At 55.4% G+C, this 15,697-nt stretch carries 14 protein-coding genes and 1 pseudogene; 7 read left to right on the forward strand and 8 right to left on the reverse strand.

Features of this window, described 5'->3' with window-relative positions; translation table 11 throughout:
- Window positions 1-16 precede the first annotated feature (16 nt).
- The 5 genes from GOX75_RS18360 to GOX75_RS18380 all read right to left on the reverse strand — a co-directional run bounded on the left by GOX75_RS18360 (window position 17) and on the right by GOX75_RS18380 (window position 6,107).
- On the reverse strand, window positions 17-1,303 hold the full coding sequence (locus GOX75_RS18360; protein WP_217354452.1) for an ABC transporter permease: 1,287 nt from the start codon (window positions 1,301-1,303) through the stop codon (window positions 17-19).
- A gap of 28 nt (window positions 1,304-1,331) precedes the next feature.
- A complete protein-coding gene (locus GOX75_RS18365; protein ID WP_171125547.1) occupies window positions 1,332-2,882 on the reverse strand; it encodes a sugar ABC transporter ATP-binding protein in 1,551 nt (516 codons plus the stop codon).
- Between the two features lie 523 nt (window positions 2,883-3,405).
- Window positions 3,406-4,386 (reverse strand): GTP-binding protein, encoded by a 981-nt coding sequence (locus tag GOX75_RS18370; protein WP_171125548.1) that lies wholly within the window; start codon window positions 4,384-4,386, stop codon window positions 3,406-3,408.
- A gap of 4 nt (window positions 4,387-4,390) precedes the next feature.
- Window positions 4,391-5,863, reverse strand: coding sequence for a guanitoxin biosynthesis MBL fold metallo-hydrolase GntH (gene gntH / locus GOX75_RS18375; protein ID WP_171125551.1), 1,473 nt, complete (start codon window positions 5,861-5,863; stop codon window positions 4,391-4,393).
- Between the two features lie 10 nt (window positions 5,864-5,873).
- Window positions 5,874-6,107: a hypothetical protein gene (locus GOX75_RS18380; RefSeq protein ID WP_171125552.1), complete on the reverse strand. Its 234-nt coding sequence runs from the start codon at window positions 6,105-6,107 to the stop codon at window positions 5,874-5,876.
- A 99-nt stretch (window positions 6,108-6,206) separates the two neighbouring features.
- Between GOX75_RS18380 and GOX75_RS18385 the strand changes: the two genes are divergently transcribed.
- From GOX75_RS18385 to GOX75_RS20630, 6 genes are all read left to right on the forward strand, one after another.
- Entirely contained in the window at window positions 6,207-7,601 is a 1,395-nt protein-coding gene (locus GOX75_RS18385; RefSeq protein ID WP_171125555.1) for a hypothetical protein, read from the forward strand.
- Window positions 7,602-7,709: 108 nt separating this feature from the next.
- A complete protein-coding gene (locus GOX75_RS18390) occupies window positions 7,710-7,958 on the forward strand; it encodes a hypothetical protein (RefSeq protein ID WP_171125556.1) in 249 nt (82 codons plus the stop codon).
- A 70-nt stretch (window positions 7,959-8,028) separates the two neighbouring features.
- Window positions 8,029-8,907: a LysR family transcriptional regulator gene (locus GOX75_RS18395; RefSeq protein ID WP_171125558.1), complete on the forward strand. Its 879-nt coding sequence runs from the start codon at window positions 8,029-8,031 to the stop codon at window positions 8,905-8,907.
- 92 nt (window positions 8,908-8,999) lie between these two features.
- Window positions 9,000-9,962, forward strand: a complete 963-nt coding sequence (gene speB / locus GOX75_RS18400) for an agmatinase (protein WP_171125560.1) — start codon at window positions 9,000-9,002, stop codon at window positions 9,960-9,962.
- Entirely contained in the window at window positions 9,932-10,315 is a 384-nt protein-coding gene (locus GOX75_RS18405) for a hypothetical protein (protein ID WP_171172830.1), read from the forward strand. Before speB ends, GOX75_RS18405 begins: the two co-directional genes overlap by 31 nt.
- 237 nt (window positions 10,316-10,552) lie before the next feature.
- Entirely contained in the window at window positions 10,553-10,864 is a 312-nt protein-coding gene (locus GOX75_RS20630; protein WP_371808193.1) for a hypothetical protein, read from the forward strand.
- On the opposite strand, the gene GOX75_RS18415 is transcribed toward GOX75_RS20630, so the two are convergent.
- From GOX75_RS18415 to ccoG, 3 genes and pseudogenes are all read right to left on the reverse strand, one after another.
- Entirely contained in the window at window positions 10,765-12,180 is a 1,416-nt protein-coding gene (locus GOX75_RS18415) for a tetratricopeptide repeat protein (RefSeq protein ID WP_217351017.1), read from the reverse strand. The genes GOX75_RS20630 and GOX75_RS18415 overlap by 100 nt on opposite strands.
- Before the next feature lie 645 nt (window positions 12,181-12,825).
- Window positions 12,826-13,071 (reverse strand): HAD hydrolase-like protein, encoded by a 246-nt coding sequence (locus GOX75_RS18420; protein ID WP_171125513.1) that lies wholly within the window; start codon window positions 13,069-13,071, stop codon window positions 12,826-12,828.
- Window positions 13,017-13,895, reverse strand: a pseudogene (ccoG, locus tag GOX75_RS18425) (cytochrome c oxidase accessory protein CcoG); the annotation flags it as partial. The pseudogene ccoG and the gene GOX75_RS18420, both read right to left, overlap by 55 nt.
- A 252-nt stretch (window positions 13,896-14,147) precedes the next feature.
- Here ccoG and GOX75_RS18430 point away from each other — a divergent pair.
- Complete coding sequence (locus tag GOX75_RS18430) at window positions 14,148-15,548, forward strand: PLP-dependent aminotransferase family protein (protein WP_171125566.1); 1,401 nt, start codon at window positions 14,148-14,150, stop codon at window positions 15,546-15,548.
- Window positions 15,549-15,697 lie beyond the last annotated feature (149 nt).

A 15,697-nucleotide genomic window follows, 5' to 3' on the forward strand; every position in this document is an offset into this window, starting at 1 on the left:
CCGCCAAGATTTGAGGTCAGAGCCTCCTCCCTCTGCCCAGGCGCTCTTTCGCCATGACAAAGATCTCTTCAAATCGCCCTTCCTGAAGCAGGACGGCGACCACGATAATGATGCCTTTCAGCACCAGCTGCGTGTTGCTGTCTATGTTGTTGAGTTGCAGGATGTTGCTGAGGAAACCGAAGATCAGCACGCCCACGAAGGTGCCCATGATGGCCCCACGACCACCCATCAGGCTGGTGCCACCGATCACAACGGCTGCGATTGCGTCCAGTTCCAAACCAAGCCCGGCATCGGGTTTGCCCTGGCGGAACTGAGCCACATACAGCACCCCGGCCAGCGCCGACAGACCACCCGCCAGCGCATAGGTGATGATCTTGTTGCGGCCCACATTGATGCCTGCCAGGCGCGCGGCCTCTTCATTGCCGCCGATGGCCATCAGATAGCTGCCGAAGGTTGTGAACCGCGTGATCAGGAAAAATATCAGCAGCACCGCCAGAAAGAACAAGCCCGGCACAGGCAGAACCCCCCACAACAGTTCACGCAGCACTTCGAAATTCTCGGTTGCGTTGCTGCCGGTATAGACTGGATAGACAGCGGTATCTTGCCCCGCGATCACGCGCGCCAGACCCAGCGCGCCCACCATCATCGCCAGCGTTACGATAAAGGGCTGCAGGCGACCATAGACGATCAGCGCGCCGTTCACCGTGCCCATGACGGCGCCAATACAAGGCACCACGATCAGCACAGCCAGCACTCCGAACTTTGGCATCACTTGCCCCGCCAACCAAACCATTACGCCGATGGCAATTGCAGCGGCGACCAGACGGCTCAGCATCCGCGAAGGCGCGCTTGTTGTCGCTGCGGTTTCAGAAGTGCGGTTCAGGTTGCTTTGGACGAAATAGATCAGGGCCGCGATCGTCACGAAAAGGACGATCCCCGTGGCGGGAACGCCGAAATAGCTGGCTGCTGTCCAGCCTTCCTGCGTCAGCAGCATGGCGCAGATCACCGTGCCCAAAGCCATGACAGACCCCACAGATAGATCAATGCCAGCGATGAAGATCACCATCGTCATGCCGACTGCGACAATCCCGGTGACTGACACCTGCCGCAGGATGTCTGTCAGGTTGCCCAGTGACAGAAAGATGTTGTTGCCCTTGGAAGAAAGGGGTGAGGTCAGCGCACCAAAAAGGATCAGGGCGAACAGTCCCCAATATAGTTTGGTCTTGCTCAGTAGCTGCATGAACATCGCCGCACTAGGGCGGTCTTGTTTCACTGTCGGGCTGTTGGGTTCCATAACGGTCATGTCTTTTCTCTTTTGTGGGCCGGGGCAGTTAGCGGAACTGCATCGCCAGGGCCTTGATTGAATCCACGGACATTTCTTTTCGGGAAAGCTCTCCCGCCATCTGGCCTTCGCACAGCACAATCATACGGTCACAGACGGCCATGAACTCAGACAGCTCGGAACTTGCGAACAAAACCGAGATACCCTGATCTGCCAGTCGTCCGACCAGGTCATAAATTTCGTCCTTGGCACCGATGTCGATACCGCGTGTGGGCTCATCCAGCAGGAGGACACGGGGCTGCGTTGCCAGCCATTTGCCCAGAACCACCTTCTGCTGATTGCCCCCGCTGAGTTTTCCAACCGGATGCTCGGGGCCAGTAGCCGCAACCTTGAGTGTTTCGATTGCCTGGAGGGCTTGCTTTCGCTGCTCGGCCTCGGAAAACCGCCCAAATCGGGACTGTAAAGGCATCAACGGCAATGCCACGTTTGATGAGATCGAGCGATCAAGGATCAGACCGTTGCCTTTGCGATCTTCTGTGATCAGGGCCAACCCGTTGCGCACCCCATCCTGCGGTTTAACGGGTCGAAGCTTTTGGCCTTCCAGCGTAATTTCGCCCTGGTAACTGGCGCCCCTTGCGCCGAACAATGTCTCAAGCAACTCTGTCCGACCCGCCCCCAAAAGGCCGCCGATACCCAGAATCTCTCCGCGCTTGAGATCAAATGAAACATCGTCCAGCACCTTGCGTTTTCCGTCCCAGGCCGAAAGGTTGGCAACCTGCAATACGGTTTCATCCGTTGCCGGTTTCTGGCGTTCAACTGCGTTAATCTCAACCGTGCGACCGACCATCATGCGAATTAGTTCAGCCGAGGTCGTCTCTGAGGCCAGCCGTGTTCCGATCAGGTCCCCGTCACGCAATACAGTGACCCGATCTGAGATTTCAAATACCTCATCCATACGGTGTGAGATGTAGACAACGGCAACACCTTGCAGGGCAAGGTCACGCACAACCTCCATCAGAATATCTGCCTCGGCCTGCGACAGGGCCGAGGTCGGCTCATCCATGATCAGCAACCGCGCATTCATCAGCAAGGCGCGGGCGATCTCGACAAGTTGCTGCTCGCCCACGCGCAAATCTTTGACCGGCGTGTCGATGTCCAGCGTAAAGCCAAATCGGGCCAACGCTTTCTTTGCCTTCTCTCTCAGCGCTTTGCGGTTGATGAACGCGCCGAACTTCCGGGGCTCATGCCCAAGCAGGACATTTTCGGCCACTGTCATTTCCGGAATCAGGCTCAGCTCCTGATGCATGATGACGATGCCGTGTTTTTCGGCATCGCGTGGGGCGTCGAGTTCTACCGTCTCACCATCAATCTGGAATTTTCCAAATGTTGGTTTTTGTACGCCGGAAATGATTTTGACCAGCGTGCTTTTTCCCGCGCCATTCTCACCCATGAGTGTGTGGATTTCACCGCCGTCGAAAACCAAGTCGACATCTCGAAGAACGGACACGCCCGAAAACGACATGCCAATCCCGTTGAGGGACACGGTGATCTGGCTTTCGGTTCCTTGTTGCGCACGCAGAGCAGATTCTTGCTTCGTCATCACAGCGCCTCCCTTCGCTGATCAAAACGGTTCACCGTAAAACGGTTTCATATACGAAACCACATAAGCCAGTGAAGCGTCAAGAGTTATTTCGTTCCCGGCAGGAACGCGTAAAAAAGGCCCGAACATCTTTCGATTTTCCAAGTGGGTTCAGGCTTGCTTCTTGGCCAAAACCCGACGGCGTAAATCCCCAAAAGATAAAGATTATGGCTTGGGTTTTAGCGCCAGCCATTGAGGCGTGAGCGGGATGAACCTGCGTTGACGCGCGCGCAAGCATCGACGAAACGCACCCCCTTCAAATCATCTTAAACCGTTCGATAGTGCGCGTCGGCCGACGGATTAAACTCAGACCTGTGGGCAAGAATGGTGCATGCGGCTTGGGTGTAGAGATCGTTAGGGGAGCCCCGGTGAAGGGGCTGACCCAGGAGGCGGCATTTGCTGCTGACGCATAAGCCATTTTGTCAAAAACTCAGGAACAAAGCTTTCAGCAGATGCGCGAATCGGAAGGTGCCTTCACGTGCCGCTATGCGGTTTCCAACAACGCATCGGAAAGCGCGTGTTCCGAAAGGGCGCCCGGTGCGCCAATTGCGACGAGCCTTGTCTCGGGTTTTCGGCTGCCCCACGCCCCATCCCGTGCGATGTCCATACGCTTTCCGACGACTTGTACAAGGATGCGATGATCCGGATCCTCTTGGCTGAAGACAAAACCCTTCAGGCGATAGACGTTGCCGGGAAGCTTTCGAATAGCACTTCGAAGAGATGACAGGCTTATCGGGTTTTCAACTTTCATCATGATCGTCGAAAAGCTGTCTGAATGATCAGTGTGACGACAGTCGCAGTCGGGGCCATGTTCATGATGATCAGGTATCTCTGCTTCAAGTTGTTCTGCCGCAAAGCGGCCAACGGAAAGAAGTATGTCCAGTGGGACGTTCGCATTGACGGCTTCGACAAGACGATATCGCCTGAAACGAGAGCCAAGCCAATCATGCACCTTCTGAACTGTGGCCCTGTCGACAAGATCGACCTTGTTCAAAATAACCATGTCGGAAAATGCGATCTGACGAAGCTTGAGTTCCATCTGTTCCGGCGCGGCAAATAATTGTTCCGCATCAACAAGACACATGAGGCTGTCCAGGCGGATCATGTCCTGGAACCGCTGATCCGTAAACGTCATTGCGATTGACGACGGGTCCGATACGCCACTTGCTTCAAGAACGATGTATTCCGGTTTCTCAGGCTGGGCGAGAACGGATTCCACAGTCTCAATCAGATCATCCCGGATCGAGCAGCAAACGCAGCCATTCGCCAGACTCATCACATCATCTTCAAGGCCAACAACGAGATCAGCATCGACGTTGATGGATCCAAAGTCATTCACCAGAACCGCGACCCGCAGCCCGTGATTGCCTGTCAGGATACGGTTCAAAAGTGTTGTCTTACCGGCCCCAAGAAAGCCGGTAAGGATTGTAACAGGGATTGCGGATGCCGAGCCGAATTCGATCATGTAGTTACTCCGCCTTTTTCTTGCGGTTCGGGATGACGTCATCGACCTTGATGACGAAATCGCTGGGCCATTCTGGATTGGGGGCCCGGAACACGTCGGCTGGATAGTACTCCTTGGGATCAATCTCCATATCGCGGTATTTCTGGTCCTGCTGTTCCGCCCGTGATGACCGGGGTGCCGGTGGCTTGATTTCGTCCGGCAAGGTGATCCTGCCTTCGGCTTCCATTTTGCCCAATTCGCGGAATGGCGCGACCGAGCCGGATTTTCCCGGAAGCGTTGCCTTCCGATACCAGATTGCATCCTTTGTGACGTTTACGACGGCGACATCCAACCCCCAAGCGAATAGCCCGTCATAGTGGGCTCGGATTCCCGCCAGCATCTCGGCATCAATGTCCTCGTCCTGCGTATAGTGCGTTACCATTGCAAGCCGTGGGCGCGCCTCAGCCATCATCTTACCGACCGCATAGTGCGAGGTGTGGTGGGTATCGATTGTGTAGTTGAACAGTTCTTGCGGCAGGCCGTATTTGTAGGTCATCAACTGACCGATATCCTGACCGGACATTTCGGTGACAAACACGTCGACGCCTTTGCCGTACTCAAGGCTCAGTTCATCGGGACGGCCATCGCCGGTCCAAACAAAGCTCAGGCCGTTCCAATCCAAACGATAGCCAACAGCGCCGTCCTTGGCATGACTGCGCGGCCAGGACCGAACCGTGACGCCGTCTTCGTCATAGACAATGCCGCCTTCTTGACGGAAATCGAATTCATTTACGTCGATCTCGTACCCGTCCCCGATTGGGAAAACGTCAAATGCCTCCAGATGCCATTTGAGCATCTGTTGCATGCCTTTTACCATTCCGGCAGTACCAAGTTCGGGCGTCCGACCAGAGGGGCCGTGAATGCGCAGAGGTGTGTATCCACCTGACCACGCCCGGAATGGGTAGATGTAAGGAATATCGGCGTAGTGATCGACATGCAGGTGTGTGATGAAGATGTCATTGATCAACTGACCCGGAACCTGCATCCCGATGATATTGCGAACGCAGCCCGATCCGAAATCGAAGAAGAACCGTTTTCCATTGCCCAATTCCACCATGATACATGTCCCGGCCTGATCTTCACGGGGTGGAAATGGAGTTGAACCACAGAATGAAATCCGCATCTCGTCAGGCCCGAGTTCCTCGGACAGCGGGAAATAGTTCGCGTTCGAGCCTGTCATGTATTTCGTGGGGCGAAAATACTCTGGCAAAGTGATGCCCCCGGCAGGCCTGCCGCCGTAAGGGTTCTTAAGGGTTTCACCCAGTGGTCCATTGCCTTGGTGCGCTTGCGCTTCGCCTGTACCGTAACTGACCGCTCCGGTTGCGACTGCACCTGCGGCCAACCCCTGAATAACGTGCCGCCGTGAAGGGTTTTCGATTTCGTCAGATTGCTGGTTCGGATTGTTCTTAATATCTTTGCTGTTGTCTTCTTTTGTCATGGCCATGCCCTCAATTGGAAATGCTACGAGGATCGCGCTTCACCATCCGGCGAAGCTCGTTCACGAGTTCAGATTTGATGTGGGCCCATTCCGCGCGCTCTGAGGCTGTGATGGATACGTCATCCAATTGCGTCGAAACCTTCCGTAGGTCTTCGATGACTTCTTTCAGCAACGCATCCGCTTTGATACGCCCTGAAAGCACTTCGGAAAGTTCTGGTATCTCTTCAATCAGATCCACCGCCACTGGATAAATCCCGGTTCCCACTATCTATTCTCACATCCAGATGAGTGTGGTTGACCGCATCGGCCAAGTGAGTCACCGTGAGTTGGGGGTGAGTTTGCCTTGAACACAGTCAATGATTTGCAGATAGATCAAGATGTTGGGCAGCCGTCGCCGGATCTTGTCCGCGAAGCACTCGCGCGTGTTGTATCAAGCGAAGAGTTTCAGGCTTCGCCCCGCCTCCAGCAGTTTCTTACCTACGTTGTCGAGGAAACTATCGCGGGTCGCGGCCCCCAGATTCGGGGTAAAGCAATCGCTGTCGAGGTCTATGGGCGCCGCATTGACGGTTCTGGCGGTCAAAACCTTGTTCGTGTCGAAGCCAGACGGCTGCGTCGATTACTGCGTGAGTACTATGACGACCACTGGGATGGTACCGGCGTTCAGATATTTGTCGATCCTGGCGGCTACAAACCTCGATTTTCGTACGAGGCCCCGCCTGAAGATCGCACCGAAAATGTTAGAACGCACAAAGGTGCTGCGCGGCGTTCCTGGCGCGCATTGCTTTTCGGATTTGGGGCTCTCGCTTCTGTCGCTGGCCTTGGGATTTGGCTCGGCTTGGAACGCAACGAGTCTATGCCAACATCCAATTTCAGAGAGCAAGCGGAACGAGCCGCACTTGGCGAGCAGTCTTTGACGCGATTGCAGGCGTCTAACCTTGCGGATCAGGCGCGCGGCATGTTTTTCCCCGTCTTTGACGCTGAACGTCAGCGGATCGCACTAGGAATGTTCCAGCACGCGACCGAACTCGACCCTGCGCTGTCCGACGGCTACGCCGGATCGGCGCAGGTTTTGGCGACTCTGGCATTGTTGTCACCGGATGAAGCGCAGAGAGAAGAGCTTATTGGCCAAGCTTCGAAAATGTCAGGGAAGGCGCTTGAATTATCCCCAACTGATGCGTGGGCGAATGCTGCAAATGGATGGGTATTGGCTGTAAGCGGTCAGTCAAACGACGCTTTGAAATTTGCGAAGATTTCGATCGAACTGACCCCATCGGACGGCCATGTTTTGGATCTTGTTGGAATAACGGCCATTGTTGCCAATGCACCCGAGCTTGCAGCCCAAGTCAGCAACCCCGAGAGACCCCGAACGGGATCTGGCCGATTTGGCGCAAGAAACATCTGGGGGGTCTCGCAGCTTATGCTCGGGAATTACGAAAGTGTTGTCGAAGCCTTTCAAGGCGCTCCAGCCGCCGGCGCCCCTGTCAGCGCCCCTTCATTGCTGTTTCAAGCTGTTGCGCAAAACAAATTAGGAAACTCAGAGTCTGCGCGACAACTTGTTACTGAAATGCGAAAGACGTGGCCCGAGTTTCCTTACGAACTTCTCACCAACAGAATCTTTCCAAATGCTGGTGCGACCCGAAATTCAATATTCGAAACACTAGAAGTGTATGATCAATTGGGTTGCAAGAATCCGTGTCACGGGCGCGTAAGGTCAAGCGTTAGCGTGTCCGACGAATAAGGATTGTCTGAACGGGACTTTTCATATCTGGCCGGATCTATCTGCGCCGAGATCAGCGCACCAATTGCTGCAGTTTTTGTACCCAGGGCTCGTCCTTTGGCTGCGCCAATGTCCCCAGTTCTGCCTCGCGCCATATCCGGAAATGGCCAACTCGGGCGCGACGAGCAGATCGGAGCCCTCTGCCTTGGCATCGCGCATGGCCCGTTCCAACCGGGTCTAACGGTCTTGGGGGGTGCCGCCCGCCTGCATCTGAAATGCGGTGATTTTCATGTTCGACCCCTTGTCGTGGTGCAGTTGGATCAAAAATTCAGCGTTTCCTTTCGCGACCGTATTCAGAATGCCGGATTCAACAAATAGTGCGTTGCAAACGGATACATTTCTCAGGCTCAATGAAAAGATGAAAATAACTGGCTCAGACATCCATCTTTTGACCGTATTTAACAGTGTGGTGCGCAATCGGGGTTTTTCGGCTGCGCAGGTTGAGCTTGGCATCAGCCAGCCGACGATCTCAAACCATATTACTGCGTTAGAGGAGCGTTTGGGCGTGCGCCTGTGTCAACGCGGGCGCCGCGGGTTCCTGCTGACCGAAAAGGGTCAGATGGTGCATGAGATAGGCATGGCTCTGCTTGGGTCTTTGGACGAACACTCGACCCATCTGGCCGAGTTGAAAGGCAATATGGTGGGCCGTCTGAAGCTGGCGGTGGTTGACGCCACCACAAGCGACAAAAATTTCAAGCTGCCGCAAGCTATAAAACGGTTCACCGAAGCCGCGCCCGCAGTTCGGATTGATCTTTCGATTTCCGAGCCGCAGGAGATTCTACAAGGTATTCTGGACGGTAGTTACCACATTGGGATTGGGAGTTTTGATAATGTTGGTAACGGGTTAAGTCTGACCGATTTATACGATGAAAACCACGCGCTCTATTGTGCGGGTACACATCCTCTTTTTGGCGCCCTCGCAGAAGAGATCACCGAGGATGTGATCGCACGTCAGGCCTGGGTGCATCGCGGATACTGGAATCAGCAAAGGCGGAAGACCCTGAAACCGTCCGAAAGGGACCTGTTTGTGCAGAAAATCGAAGCTCAGCTCATCTTGGTTCTGAGCGGAGCCTATGTCGGTCTGTTGCCCCTGCATCTGGCAACCCCACTGGAGCGCGAGGGCCGTGTCCGGCGTCTGCCCAATAGCCACGGCGACTTTACCTGCACCATGCAGATTGTCACCCGCTCCGGGAGCCTGCCTAACGTCAATGAGCTGTTCATTTCAATTCTCGAAGGGGTTTATAGGCCAAATTACATTGGGAAATGAAAATGTAAGAGTTTGCGCAACGGTATTTTTCGAGCGCCCGCCTCTGGTTAAGGTCTGGCGATAGTCGAAAAAACAGCGCGACGGGAACCACAATGCCAGACACCGCAAGGCCGCATTTCAATCAACCTTTGGGCGGAAATGAGATGCCGCGTTTCGGGGGTGGAACCACGATGATGCGGCTTCCGGCTCAGGATACAGCGCAGGGGCTGGATGCTTGTTTCGTTGGGATTCCAATGGATATCGGTACGTCGAACAGAACCGGTACACGTTACGGCCCACGGGCAATTCGCGCTGAAAGCTGCATGTTGCGGCCCTTTAATATGGCCACCGGCGCGGCACCTTTTGCCAATATGCAGGTGGCGGATATCGGGGACGTAGCGATCAACACCTTTGATCTGAAAAAATCCGTGGACATCATCACCGACGCCTATGATCAGATCCTCAGCCACAACACCGTGCCGATCACGCTGGGCGGTGATCACACGCTGACCTATCCTGTGCTACGCGCGATTGCCCGCAAGCACGGCCCGGTGGCCTTGATCCATGTCGATGCGCATTCAGACACGAATGACGAGATGTTCGGCGAAAAGATCGCCCATGGCACCCCCTTCCGGCGCGCGGTCGAAGATGGGTTGCTGCAAAATGAAAAAGTTTTTCAGATCGGGTTGCGCGGCACGGGTTACGCGCCCGATGATTTTGACTGGGGCCGCAAACAGGGTTTTATCGTCATTCAGGCCGAAGAATGCTGGCACAAGTCTCTAATCCCCTTGATGCAAGATATCCGTGCAAATATCGGAGATACGCCCACTTATCTGACCTTTGATATCGACAGTCTGGATCCGGCCTATGCCCCCGGCACTGGCACGGTTGAAATGGGCGGGCTGACCAATATCCAAGCGCTTGAGATCGTGCGTGGTTGTGCCGGGCTCAACCTTGTCGGAACCGATTTGGTCGAGGTCTCGCCGCAATACGATGTCAGCGGCTGCACCGCGCTGATCGGGGCCAACCTGGCCTATGAAATGCTATGTGTTTTGCCCGGAAACCAGGCCAATTAACGGCACTAATAGGAGACCGCAATGCCACAATCACCTTTCCGCGCCGCCGCTTTCTGGGTACTGCCGCCGCCCTTTCCGTGCCTACGATCGTCAGCGCCGCACAGCCGCTGAAGGTCGGAACCTATGGCGGGTTCTTCAAGGACAGCTTCAAGCAGTTCATCTTTTCTGAGTTCACCAAGGCCACAGAGATCGAGGTGAACTCGGCCGCCGTTCCCACGGGCGAAACTTGGCTGGTGCAGATCAAGAACGTCGCCCGCGCCAAGACCGCGCCTGCGGACGTCTCGCTGATGGCTGGTATTCCGCGAAGCAACGGGGCCGCCCACCGAAATCGCCCAAACTTGTGTCGGCCATGATTGGGTCGCATCCCTATATCCTGATCGCGAACTCCGAACATTCTTTGGCGGGGTTAAGCGCAGTGTCGTCCTAAGCGATTTTGCAGGGAACGTTCATCGCCCGAGAAGAGGGATTGGGCACCCGGATGCTGATGGCGCGCTATCTGGACGACATGGGAGCAGGGCAAAGCTATCGGGTTTCGGTTATGGGGTAACGAAACCATCAAACAGGCCGTGAATGCAGGGCTGGGTATTGCTATGCTGTTCAAACATACGGTTATGGAAGAGCTGAAAACCGGGCGTCTGGTCAGCCTGAACCTGAACGTTCTGCCGCTGCAGCGGCATTGGCATCTTATTCAGCCACTCAATATACCGGGCGCGCCCGCAGCAAAAACAATCTGGGGCGAGATTTGTGAAATGGAAGGTAGTTTCCTGCCCCGACAGATCAGGGGCAGGGGTCTGCCGGCTTGTCAGGCCGAGGCAAGCACGTCGGCCTTCGACGTGGCCCGAGCTGCGCCGCTGTTATCGCCTAATCCTTTCAACGCGCGCGCGACGGCTCGCCAGTTTTGAACAGACGTTGGCTTTAATCCGGCGCGCTCATTGGCCAACCCCAGCGCCAGATCATAGCGTTTGTCGCGCAAGGCGGCCTCCAGCAAGGTCCAGCCGATGATGTCCCGCTGGGCAAAGCTGCCGCCCAAGCGGTGGGTCATATAACGGACCGGCAACAAGCGTTCGACGCAAGCGGAATAATCTTCGCGCTTAAAGTCCTGAATTGCCATGCAAAAAGGCATTCCTATTTCGCGGCTCATTGCAGCGTTCGCGTCCGAGGCGCTTTCGAGATAGCGTTTGTTGGCGTGGATCAACAGGTCTTGTGCCTCTAACCGGTCGTCAGACGCAAATGTCATCATCGCGTGCACATCATTGAATGCATAAAGCGTGTCCTGGGCCGCCGGTTCCCATTTGTTGGCCAGATGCACCCAGCGGTCGCCCGAATCCTGACCGGCCAGATTCATACGCCACAGCAGGGCCGCCGCATCCAGCTCTTCGTATTTGTTGCCATCCTTCTGGCGGGAATCCAGGTGGTGATCAAAGATATCGTAGACCTGATCATATTGCTCCAGATCGAGGTGATATAGCGAGGTGTGCCACCATAGGTGGTTTGCGAAATTAGACGTGCCCCAGACGTCAGCGCGATCTTTCATGAACTTGATGCCGCAGGATTGCTGTCCGCGCATCTCCATCACATGGCTTACTGCGTGAATCGCATAGGGGTTGTCAGGCCGGATATCCAATGCCTGTCGTGCCAGATCTTCGGCATGGGTAAAGTCGCGGTTTTCTTCCAACCCAAAAGCGTAGAAGCCCAGAACAAACTCATAGCCCGGAATATCGGGATCCCACAGGTTGAAGACACGGGCGGCCACGTCGCGCTGCCCCGGGACATCGCCAAGCAAAACCATGGTGTAGTGGATCAGACCAAGCGCAAACAGATCCTTAGGGTATTGCGTCAGAACGGCCTCCCACTTCTGTAAGGCCCCAAAAAAATCACCAGCCGCCCAGGCTTTGACAGCCGCCAGGTGACCCTGCTCGCGTGTGTTGGCCTGGTCTGACAGTTGTTCCGCGCGCGTGATCGCTTCGATGAACTGCGGGTACACGCGCGTTTCCATGAACTGTGTCAGCCATCCAGCCTTGAACAGCCACCCCATGACAAAGCGGGGATGCTCGGCCAAAATCGCTTCAATGCCGGCAATTGCGTCTCCGCGGAAGGACAAGGATTGTTCAATCGCCCGTTCCAACCCCTCGATGGCCGATGCGTCGCCATAAGAAACCGGTACCCCGCGAATATCCTTTGAGGACCGCGGAGTGCCTTGCATTTGATCGAGAGCCATTTTGTCGTCCTTAGCCGCTGTCAATAAACATATCTCTTATTCGAACCGCTCGCGCTTATTGGGCAAGCGTTGTCTGCACCATTTCGGGCTGGCCTTGTCCTCGTTTATGCCACAGGCGGTACCTGACCGAGTATGAGCTTCGCTGATTTGTGAAGGGGAGTGTTAGTTTCGTGTTCAGATTGGGTCAGCGAGCGCAGATTATTGCATCACAAAAGGAATTTCGGCAGGAATCGGTTAAAATTTGAAACATGTGCCAAAAAGTCTGAAATAATTCTGAAATAATATTGACGAGAAAACACACCCCTTGGACCGCCAATAATTGACTTTGGCGGTTCAAGGGGTGAATCGACTCTGGGTGTATCAGGGCGACCGGGCGTTTTCGGAGTCGGCTAATAGTGCGTCCACAAAACCCGGCATGCCGTCGTGGTGGGAAAAGGATTGGGTATGCGGAATCAACCCGACCGGTTTCTTGCGATATCCTTCGGTGAACAGCAAAAACGGAACCTACGCACGCATTTCGGCCTCGGCATCAACCCCGCTGTCGCCGACAAAAATCTCAGGCCCCGGTGGCAGGTCTGCATAGGCCGAATACAGGGGAGCCAGGTCGGGGTTATGTACAGACGGTCTGTCCCCGGCGCACACGACCTAAAAATATTCTTCAAGATCAAGATGCTTAACGACGTCCATGCAGGGGACCGTTGGCTTGTATTTGCAAATTCCCAGGTTGTGACCTCCCTGAACCAGCGCATCCAGCGCCTGTTTGACGCCCGGATATATTAGCGTCAAATGAACGGCTTCCTGATAGCGTTCTTTGAACTTGCCCAATATCCGGTCATGATCCGCGTCATCACGTCGTTGCAGGCGTCGATGTACAAAGCGCAGGTGATGCATTCCATCTGTGATCCGTTCCTGATGTCGATTCCTTTCGGGCAGACATTCACTCAGCCCTTGCAGTCAATGCAATTGCCGGCATCCAATGTGTTGGCTTTGCCTCGCGGCTCTCCCCGCCAGTCACGATAGCCTACAACCAGAGTGTGTTCATCGATCATGGCAGCCTGAATGCGCGGCCCCGGGCAGGCATAAATGCAAATGTGCTCACGCATGAAGTCGACAAAGATGAACGTTGACAGCGTCACGAAACCGATGGTGCCGTAGGCGGCCGGGTGGGCAAAAAATGCGACCAGATCAGCCAGAAACGTTGGCGCGTTGGCGAAATAGATAATCCAAGCTCCGCCAGGCCCGACACTGATTAGCTGCCAGATGGTCCGTTTGGTCAAGCTCAACCGCCACTTCTGCAGGGTCCACGTGCTGCGATGCAGCCTGAGCCGCGCATTGCGGTCCCCTTCAATCCATCGCTCGACCAGAATGAACAGGTCGGCCCAGACAGTCTGCGGGCAAGCGTAGCCGCACCAAACGCGACCCAGCGCCGATGTGAACAGGAACAGTCCCAGACCCGCCATAATGAACAGGCTCGCGACGAAATAGAATTCGTGCGGCCAGATCTCGATCCAGAAAAAGTAAAGCCAACGGCTGGCAATATCGACCAGTGCCGCCTGATCAGACAGGTTTGGACCCCAATCCCACCTGAGCCATGGGGTGACGTAATATATGCCCAGCGTAACGATCAGGATCACCCATTTGAGGCGGCGATAATAGCCTGACACCTGACGGGGAGATATGGGTTCGCGCGGAGCACATAGTGAGGGAGACGACATCCGTTACTTCTTGATCTTGCTTGGATTGTACCCAAGTTAGGTTCTGTCGGTTTTTGCATACCGCTGTGCTGCAATCGGGTGCGAAACACTGTGCTATTGCCTTGAAAGGTTGGAATGAAACGTCGAAAGTCTTCCCGTTTTTCGTTTACTTGCGCTTCTTCCTGCCCGGCGGCCATAAGGGCGGCACAAGCGTGATTGATGCATTTCAATATGCATACAAAGGGCATATAAATGCAGACAAGGAGTGAAGCAATGAATGACAGCACGCCAAATGTCGCATGGGTTCCAGCCGTCGAAGAAGGCAACGGCCCTATGTACCTTGCGATTGCTGAAGCCATTGCGCGCGATATTCGTGCGGGCGTCCTGCGCCCCGGTCAGCGGCTTCCGCCACAGCGCGCGCTGGCCAGTGTTCTCGGCATTGATTTCACGACCGTCAGCCGGGCGTATTCGGCTGCAGGAAAAGACGGTTTGGTCGAGGGGCGCGTGGGGCAGGGCACCTACGTCAAAGAGTCCAGGCCTGCCAATCCGGTGGCTTCGGACAGCGCAAAAAACCAGACTGTCGATATGAGCATGAACGTGCCTCCCCGGTTAGAGGATGCTGGGCTGGTGCGCAGTATGTGGCAGGGCTTTGATGCGCTTCGATCCGAACATGGGGTTGAGTTTCTGATGCGCTACCAGATGCCCGGTGGCAGTCATGAAGACCAACAGGCCGCGCAGTTCTGGCTTCAGCGCCATCTGGGGCTTCAGCCGCATGATGACATCATCATTTGCAATGGTGTGCAGGGCGCAACCTGGACTATTTTGTCGCTCATACTCGAGCCGGGCGATACGATATGCTGCGAAGAATTGACTTATCCCGGCCTTCTGGCGCTTGCGCGGCACCTGAAGCTGAACGTTGTGCCGATCCCAATGGATGCGGACGGTCTGGACCCCGACGCGCTGGATGAGGTTTGCCAGACCGCGAAGCCCCGTGCCATTTACGCCACGCCGACCTTGCACAACCCGACGACGATCACAATGCCCGTCGCACGGCGCGCGCGTATTGCCGAGGTTGCCCGCAAGCACGATCTTCACATCATTGAAGACGATGCCTATGGGGTGCTTGCAAGCACGGCGCCGGATCCGCTTTGTGCCATTGCGCCAGAGCGGACGTGGTACGTATCATCCCTTTCAAAGTGTCTGGCACCGTCGCTTCGCGTTTGCTTTATGGTGCCGCCATCCGGCACGTCGAATGACAGCGTCAGGCGGGCGATGCGCGCAAATGGCAGCGTCGTATCACCGATTTCTGCAAGGTTGGCAACGAATTGGATCACCTCTGGCCTGGCCGACAAAATTTTGTCCGCGATCCGGTTTGAGACTGAACGGCGGCAGGGCGTACTGCATCAATCTCTGCCGGATATTCGTGTTCCAAAGGACGCATTTCATGTCTGGCTTCCGCTGCCGGGCGGGTGTTCCGCCACAGAGTTTGTTCTGAAGCTGCGCGGCTCGGGGCTGGGGCTTGTGCCCGGTGCAGCTTTTGCGCTTGGCAAGGCGCCAAATGCGGTCCGGGTTGCGCTTGGGTCTCCTGATACCGCGGCGAATTTGGGGACAGCACTGCGCAAACTGGTCGATGCGTTGGAAAACGCGGATCAGCACGATTGGATGGTTGTCTGAAAGTCCAAACGCTCACGGTAGATTCAGCCAGATTAAGAAAAGATGGACGTGGGTTCTGTTTCGCTTGAGGCGACAGGAAAAACCATCGCAGAACTTACTGCGACGGCTCATCTTTTTTGCTGAAATAGCCCTTGCGAGCGTCGCGTGAC

Source organism: Ruegeria sp. HKCCD7251 (assembly GCF_013031165.1).
Lineage (GTDB): Bacteria > Pseudomonadota > Alphaproteobacteria > Rhodobacterales > Rhodobacteraceae > Ruegeria.

Excerpts from the sequence above, each read along its gene's own strand:
- GOX75_RS18360 (WP_217354452.1), bottom strand. The coding sequence starts at position 1,303 with ATGACCGTTATGGAACCCAACAGCCCGACAGTGAAACAAGACCGCCCT.
- GOX75_RS18365 (WP_171125547.1), bottom strand. The coding sequence starts at position 2,882 with ATGACGAAGCAAGAATCTGCTCTGCGTGCGCAACAAGGAACCGAAAGC.
- GOX75_RS18370 (WP_171125548.1), bottom strand. The coding sequence starts at position 4,386 with ATGATCGAATTCGGCTCGGCATCCGCAATCCCTGTTACAATCCTTACC.
- gntH (WP_171125551.1), bottom strand. The coding sequence starts at position 5,863 with ATGACAAAAGAAGACAACAGCAAAGATATTAAGAACAATCCGAACCAG.
- GOX75_RS18390 (WP_171125556.1), top strand. The coding sequence starts at position 7,710 with ATGTCCCCAGTTCTGCCTCGCGCCATATCCGGAAATGGCCAACTCGGG.
- speB (WP_171125560.1), top strand. The coding sequence starts at position 9,000 with ATGCCAGACACCGCAAGGCCGCATTTCAATCAACCTTTGGGCGGAAAT.
- GOX75_RS18405 (WP_171172830.1), top strand. The coding sequence starts at position 9,932 with ATGTGTTTTGCCCGGAAACCAGGCCAATTAACGGCACTAATAGGAGAC.
- GOX75_RS20630 (WP_371808193.1), top strand. The coding sequence starts at position 10,553 with ATGCTGTTCAAACATACGGTTATGGAAGAGCTGAAAACCGGGCGTCTG.
- GOX75_RS18415 (WP_217351017.1), bottom strand. The coding sequence starts at position 12,180 with ATGGCTCTCGATCAAATGCAAGGCACTCCGCGGTCCTCAAAGGATATT.
- GOX75_RS18420 (WP_171125513.1), bottom strand. The coding sequence starts at position 13,071 with ATGCATCACCTGCGCTTTGTACATCGACGCCTGCAACGACGTGATGAC.
- GOX75_RS18430 (WP_171125566.1), top strand. The coding sequence starts at position 14,148 with ATGAATGACAGCACGCCAAATGTCGCATGGGTTCCAGCCGTCGAAGAA.